Consider the following 4,795-nt stretch of genomic DNA (forward strand, 5'->3'; position numbering starts at 1 on the left):
TCATAGCAGGAGTAGCGGACAACCTTCCGCTTGTAGCGTACATCAGTTTGTTTGTAACAGGACTGGGATACTTCAGCTACTTTATGGCTATCAAATGCTCCGATGCGGCGACCGGATCGCTGGCGTTTTTCCTGAAGCCGGCTATCGCGCCGGTGATGGCTGTGATCTTTTTGCACGAGACGATCCTATGGAATACATACATTGGCATCGGACTGATTTTAGCAGGATCCTATCTGAATATCTGGTATCAGAAGCATGATCATGATACGAGCGAACAGGATCTGGAAGGAGAACTGGAAGAACTTGAAGAAGAACGCGAAGAAGGGTTTGCGGAAGGGCAGAGGCTCCCGAAACACACTTAAAATAGAAGATATAGAAGCGGTTTTTGCAGAGAGAAAGCCAGGCGCAGAGGGAAACTTTAAATTTTTCTCGGTTTTGGTGCCGCTGGTGGAAAAAGAAGATGATCTCTACTTATTATATGAAGTCCGGGCGAAAAACATGGAGCGTCAGCCAGGCGAGATATGTTTTCCGGGAGGAGAACTGGAGCCTGTCGAGACTACAGAGGAATGCGCTTTGCGTGAAACCTGGGAGGAAATCGGTATACCGCAGGAGCAGATCCGCGTGATTACGCAGCTGGATACACTGTATACCTATAGTAATTTCGCTATGTACTGTTATCTGGGGGTGATCCCCGAGGCTGCGCTGGAGCATTTGCAATTCAGCGAAAATGAAGTGGACGAGGTGTTTCTGGTGGCACTGAACGATTTGCTTGCTGTTACGCCGGAGGTCTATCCCATTCGGGCTGTTCCTCAGATCCCGGAGGATTTCCCGTATGATAAGGTGTATGAGGGAAAACCCTATCCGTGGCGCGGCGGCAAGGGGAGCGTGCCGATCTATGAGGTGGATGGTCGCGTGATCTGGGGGCTTACGGCCAGGATCACAAAGCATTTTTTAGAGATCATTACAGAAAAGGAGGATACGGATGTTTAAACTTGCATTATGTCAGATAAAAGGATCTTTTGATAAGAAGGAGAGCATGGCGACGGTGACGCGCTACGTTGAAACTGCAGCAGAAAATGGCGCACAGGTCATTTCTCTGCCGGAGATGTGGAACTGTCCGTATTCCAACGATTATTTCAGAGAGTACGCAGAAGCGGAAGACGGCCCTACGGTGAAGTTCCTATCGGATCTGGCTGCAAAGAATGACATATATCTCATTGGCGGATCGATCCCGGAACTGGATGGAGGCAAAGTGTACAACACATCGTTTTCTTTTGATCGCAGTGGTCAGATCATCGGAAAACATCGCAAAGTCCACTTGTTTGATATTGATGTGAAAGGCGGGATCCGGTTCATGGAATCGGATACGCTGACGGCAGGAAAGGATATGACGATCCTGGATACCGAATTTGGAAAGATCGGTGTGGCGATCTGCTATGATGTGCGGTTCCCGGAATGGTTCCGGAAGATGGCGCTTGCCGGTGCAAAGCTGATCGTGCTTCCAGCTGCTTTCAATATGACGACAGGGCCTGCACACTGGGATATAACGATGCGTGTGCGTGCGCTGGACAATCAGGTATATTTTGCGGCGAATTCCCCTGCGCGGGATGAAAACGGACCATACGTCGCATACGGGAATTCCTGCATTGCCAGTCCGTGGGGCGATTTTATCGCTCATGCAGATGAAAAGGAAAGCATTTTATACGGAGACATTGATCTGGATTATGAGGATTCTGTCCGAGAGCAGCTGCCGCTGCTGAAGCACAGAAGACCGGAATTGTACTAGGAGGAATTGGGTATGAAAAAAATAATGGCATTAACAGTTGCGGCAATCATGATGCTGTCGCTGGCCGCCTGTGGCTCGCCGGAAGAAGTGCAGCCGGAAGAGCAGGTGGATTACGAAATTGCCATGGTAACGGAAGCAGGGCTGATCATGAATGGAGGATACAGTGAGGTTGCCTGGGATACCATCAGCAGTTTTGGTGAGAAAAGGGGAGTATCGCATAAGTATTACAAGGCAGCGGAAGCATCGGAAGATGCATATCGCCAGGTGATCGACAATGCAGTTGACGGTGGTGCAAAGCTGGTTGTAGCAGATGGATATCTGTTCAGTCAGGTGGTTTATGAAAAGCAGAAAGAGTATCCGGATGTGAAGTTCGTTGTGATCGACGCAGCGCCGATGGACGAAGAGTCCGGAGAAGTGAAGGTTGCTAAGAATACGGTAGAGGTGACATTTGCTTCTGAGCAGGCAGGATATCTGGCAGGCTATGCGGCTGTAAAAGAAGGAATGAGCAACTTGGGGTATCTGGGAGATTCCAAAGTGCCTTTGGCGATGGATTATGGCTATGGTTTTCTGCAGGGGGCTGATAAAGCGGCCGGTGAACTGGGAAGATCGGTGAATGTTGCTTATCATTACAGCAATTCCAAGGAGGATTCCGAGGCGGTAAGATCGATCGCAAAACAGTGGTACGAAGGTGGCACGGAAGTGATTTTCGCCTGTGGCAACAAAGTGGAACTTCCGGTGATCGAAGTTGCTGAAATGACGAATAAGAAAGTCATCGGCTACGAGACAGACAAAAGCAGGATGTCTGATACAGTGGTGACGTCTGCGGTGAAAGAGATCGGTACGGCACTGGAAGGCGTACTTGATCAGTACGAAGATGATAAATTCCCGGGAGGCACCACGATCGAGTATACTATTGAAAACAACGGAGTCCGTCTGGAAATGGACAATGCAAAGCTGGAGAATTTCAGCAAGTCGGATTATAACGATATCGTGAAGAAAATGAAGAACGGTGATATTTCGATCAAGAAATACGACTCCGGCGATATCGCATCGTTAGGGCTGTCTCACGTGAAGGTGACAGAACAGTAAAAAGAATAGACGGGATGAAAAAAACGCTCGCATCTGATGGATGCGGGCGTTTTCACATTCATTGTATGTTGCTGCAAAGAATGCAGCAGACGGTGTTCAGATATCTATCTGTTGTTATGCTTTTCCTGTTTTTCTGCACGGATCGACGTAGCAGAAACCCGCTTGCTGATCGGTACATAAGGCCGAGGCTGCTGCACAGATTTGTAGGCCGGACGCATCAGTTTGCCTCCGGAAATCAGCTCCTCGATACGGTGAGCGCACCAGCCGGACAGACGAGCCGTTGCAAACAGAGGTGTTGCAATAGTAGTAGGAATGTCCAGCGCATCATATACGAAACCGGAATACAGGTCGACATTGGCCGGCATCGGTTTTTCGACGCCATGGACTTCCGCATAAAGCTCCGGAGTCCTTCGTTCGATGTAATCACAGAGAAGGAAGTCGTCAACCAGATCCTTGCTCTCTGCCAGTTTTTTGGCCATGGATTTCAGTACCTTGGCACGCGGGTCGGATAAGGTGTAGATCGCATGCCCCATACCGTAGACAAGACCGCTCTTGTCGTTCGCTTCTTTACGCAGAACTTTTACGAGATAGTCGTCCAGTTTGCCGCGATTGTTGAAGTCCGGTACATTTTTTCTCAGATCGTTCATCATGTTGATCACAGCGATGTTTGCGCCACCGTGCTTCGGTCCCTTAAGGGATCCTATGGCAGCCGCGATGGCCGAGTAAGTATCGGTCCCGGTCGAGGAAATCAGGTGTGTCGTAAAGGACGAGTTGTTTCCTCCGCCGTGTTCTGCATGCAGGATCATGGACAGATCCAGAAGTCTGGCTTCTAATTCAGTATATTCACCTGTCGGACGGATCATCCGCAGGATGTTTTCGGATGTGGAAAGCTCCGGGATCGGGTTATGCAGGTGAAGACTCATGTTGTCGTAGAAAGAAGACTTCGCCTGGTAAGCATAAGCGATCAGTGCCGGAAAATAGCCGATCAGATCGATGGATTGACGGAACACGTTGGAAATCGAAGTGTCGTCAGGATTGTCATCATAGCAGTACAGTGCCAGCACGCTTCTTGCCATCTTGTTCATGATATTGTTGGATGGTGCAGTCAGAATGATATCTCTGGCAAATCCCTGAGGAAGCTCTCTCTTGGTGCCAAGCAGCTTTTTAAAATATTCCAGTTCCGACCGGGTAGGAAGAGAACCGAGGATCAGCAGATATGTGATTTCCTCAAAGCCAAATCGTTCTTCTTCGATATAGCTGTTCACCAGGTCTTCGATGCTGTAACCGCGGTAATACAATTTCCCTTCTACCGGGATCTTGTTTTTCTTTTCGTCTACATCGTAACCGATTACTTCCCCGATTTTCGTTAATCCGACAAGAACTCCGGTGCCGTTGGAATTACGCAGACCTCTTTTCACATTGTTCTTTACATAAAGCTCAGATTCTATGTAGTCGTTTTTTCTAAGCTGCTCTGCATTCTTTTCGAATAATTCCTGTGCGCGCGCTGCTGTCACACGGCTTTTAACTTCTTCCTTGACAGCTGCTTTCACTGTTTTGCGAAATGTTTTTCTCTTTGTCAAATAATCACGCAGCATGTAAGTTCACGTCCCCCTTTTTCTAAAATAAACCGAAGTATGCCAGTGGAGGCTCTCCGGTTCAAAACAAAATCTGACGGCCAGGAGTCCTGCCGCAGATCCCTTAGTACATTCTGATATGATATAGATACGTGTTAAATCGTATAAATTAGTATATCATATTAGTGGGGTGAAGTAAATAAAAATAATAAGGGGTGAACGGTGGAGGATGTAGGTTTGTCAAACATATGTTACACCATCAAGCACGAAATCATCTAAAACAGTTTGAGGAGATTTCCATCCCAGCGGGCGCATAGGAAAACGATTGTAATCCCTGTAGTTGTAT

Annotated in this window: 5 protein-coding genes; 4 read left to right on the plus strand and 1 reads right to left on the minus strand. The window is 48.1% G+C overall.

Translation table 11 applies throughout. The features are described from left to right. From H8876_RS02330 to H8876_RS02345, 4 genes are all read left to right on the plus strand, one after another. Positions 1-362 (plus strand): DMT family transporter (locus H8876_RS02330; RefSeq protein ID WP_249286360.1); only part of this gene is annotated, 362 nt, incomplete at its 5' end. Further along, complete coding sequence (locus H8876_RS02335; protein ID WP_249286361.1) at positions 304-990, plus strand: NUDIX hydrolase; 687 nt, start codon at positions 304-306, stop codon at positions 988-990. The genes H8876_RS02330 and H8876_RS02335, both read left to right, overlap by 59 nt. Beyond that, a complete protein-coding gene (locus H8876_RS02340; protein ID WP_283241731.1) occupies positions 983-1,786 on the plus strand; it encodes a carbon-nitrogen hydrolase family protein in 804 nt (267 codons plus the stop codon). Before H8876_RS02335 ends, H8876_RS02340 begins: the two co-directional genes overlap by 8 nt. Before the next feature lie 12 nt (positions 1,787-1,798). After that, on the plus strand, positions 1,799-2,875 hold the full coding sequence (locus tag H8876_RS02345) for a BMP family lipoprotein (protein WP_249286362.1): 1,077 nt from the start codon (positions 1,799-1,801) through the stop codon (positions 2,873-2,875). 104 nt (positions 2,876-2,979) lie between these two features. Here H8876_RS02345 and H8876_RS02350 read toward each other — a convergent pair whose 3' ends face one another. Further along, entirely contained in the window at positions 2,980-4,470 is a 1,491-nt protein-coding gene (locus H8876_RS02350) for a citrate/2-methylcitrate synthase (RefSeq protein WP_249286363.1), read from the minus strand. Positions 4,471-4,795 lie beyond the last annotated feature (325 nt).

The sequence above is a fragment of the Lentihominibacter faecis genome (assembly GCF_014306095.1).
GTDB classification, from domain to species: Bacteria; Bacillota; Clostridia; order Peptostreptococcales; family Anaerovoracaceae; genus Lentihominibacter; species Lentihominibacter faecis.

What these genes read in the sequence shown, in the direction of transcription:
- H8876_RS02340 (WP_283241731.1), top strand. Translation starts at nt 983, where the DNA reads ATGTTTAAACTTGCATTATGTCAGATAAAAGGATCTTTTGATAAGAAG.
- H8876_RS02345 (WP_249286362.1), top strand. Translation starts at nt 1,799, where the DNA reads ATGAAAAAAATAATGGCATTAACAGTTGCGGCAATCATGATGCTGTCG.
- H8876_RS02350 (WP_249286363.1), bottom strand. Translation starts at nt 4,470, where the DNA reads ATGCTGCGTGATTATTTGACAAAGAGAAAAACATTTCGCAAAACAGTG.